Annotated in this window: 2 protein-coding genes; both read left to right on the top strand. The window is 29.6% G+C overall.

The window, feature by feature from the left end; genetic code table 11:
- A partial coding sequence (locus FTV41_RS14645; protein WP_218945209.1) for a hypothetical protein occupies positions 1 to 644 on the top strand: 644 nt, incomplete at its 5' end.
- Between the two features lie 550 nt (positions 645 to 1,194).
- Positions 1,195 to 1,631, top strand: a 437-nt coding sequence (locus FTV41_RS14650; RefSeq protein ID WP_179996755.1) for an EcsC family protein, incomplete at its 3' end; no start/stop codon positions are given.

The raw sequence follows: 1,631 nt of genomic DNA on the forward strand, positions 1-1,631 counted from the left end.
CTTCAAACGAACAAATTTTTCAAACTTGTGCTGATGGATATGATCCTGATTATGATGCTGATTACGAATTAGACATTCGAGGCGTTGATGAACTAAGGGACGCTATACTGGATTTTCTTCGAAAATATGGTAAAGATTTGATTTTGGCTAGAGAAATCGAAAGAAAGTCTATATTAGCAAAAAGGGTAATTTATACAGCATTGGCAGCAGTAGCTGGTGAAGCATTTATTCCTGGCAGTGCTGTTTATATTGCTGCGACTCAAGCAACTGCAATTATGTCTATACATTATATTTATACTGGTGAAGTTTTAAGTAAAAAGTCTGCTCTTGCAGCCTTACCATTATTTGCGAGCCAAAGTGTTGGAACAAATATTTTTATTTGGGCTAAATCTGTTTTACCACCAACGGGTGTTCTAGACATAGCTGCAGCAGGTATTGCAACTGTTGTAACTTTAGCTATGTTAAGTACAGTAAATTGGGTTTATGAGAATGGCTATAACCTTGATGATAAAACTGAGCTAAAAGATAAATTTAATAGCATCTATAAAGTACTAAAAGATATTGGACCTCAAGAAATTTTTAATATTATTAAAAATAGAGATATTGATGCTATTAAGAAATTAGTTGAAAAATTCGTTCAATAATATGAATTTTTAAATTTTAAAGCCTAGTCTACAGTCTAGGCCTTTTACTTTCATATAGTTACCATTATGCTAACTGGATTAATTTCTCTTTCTAAAAATAAAAATAAAAATTGCCCCAAAAATAATAGAAATTAAGATATTAAAAGGAAAGTAATCTATAAGTAAATGTACTAAAAATTTGCAAATCAATAATATTAGTTGTTCCATTAGAATTTTCTATTAAATAAAGTTTTAATTTTTTTTGTCTGTAGTGAAATTATATCTTTAGGATGTTCTATCCAATCTATCACTGTAGCCTTTTTCATGAAGGTCATTTGCTTTTTACATACTTCGCAAATAGGAATATCTGTTTTCCGAATGACATCACTATGGGAAGGCATAATTTTTGTTTGTTTGCAAATAGGACATTGGACTACTTTGGATCTATGAGGATTTGGCATAGTTTTTTCAAAAATTGAACGTCATAAATACACTCTATAGTAAAGTAACATATTGAAAAATACTAATAATATTATATTATTACAAAAATACGTGAATATTTTTAATTAAGATGATTAAACAAACAGAATATGAAAACAAAGTATGGAAGGAAATTCGTAATAGGAGAAATCCAAAAGAAAAAAACTTTTTACAAAAAGGATTTTCTCTAGTAGCTACTCCTATACATAAAGCTGCAGAAGTCATTATAGATAATCGAGTTTTCGGTGAAGTTATTACAAAATCTATTGCTGGTTTAACAACTATATGTTATGAATCTGCCCAAACAACTGTTAGATACGATGCAATATTTAAAGAACTATCCGATAAATCTAAAGTTGACATTAAACAATTGAAAGATATAGAAAAAATTGATTTATCTATATTAGATAAAAGTAGCTCAGGTTTAAGGAAAAAATATGTAACTATTGCTGCGGCTGAAGGAGGATTAACCGGTGCTGCCGGACTTCCTGGTATGGTAATAGATATACCTGGATTAATTCTTATCAA

It is taken from the genome of Acinetobacter sp. YH16051 (genome assembly GCF_013417135.1).
In the GTDB taxonomy this organism is placed as follows: domain Bacteria; phylum Pseudomonadota; class Gammaproteobacteria; order Pseudomonadales; family Moraxellaceae; genus Acinetobacter; species Acinetobacter towneri.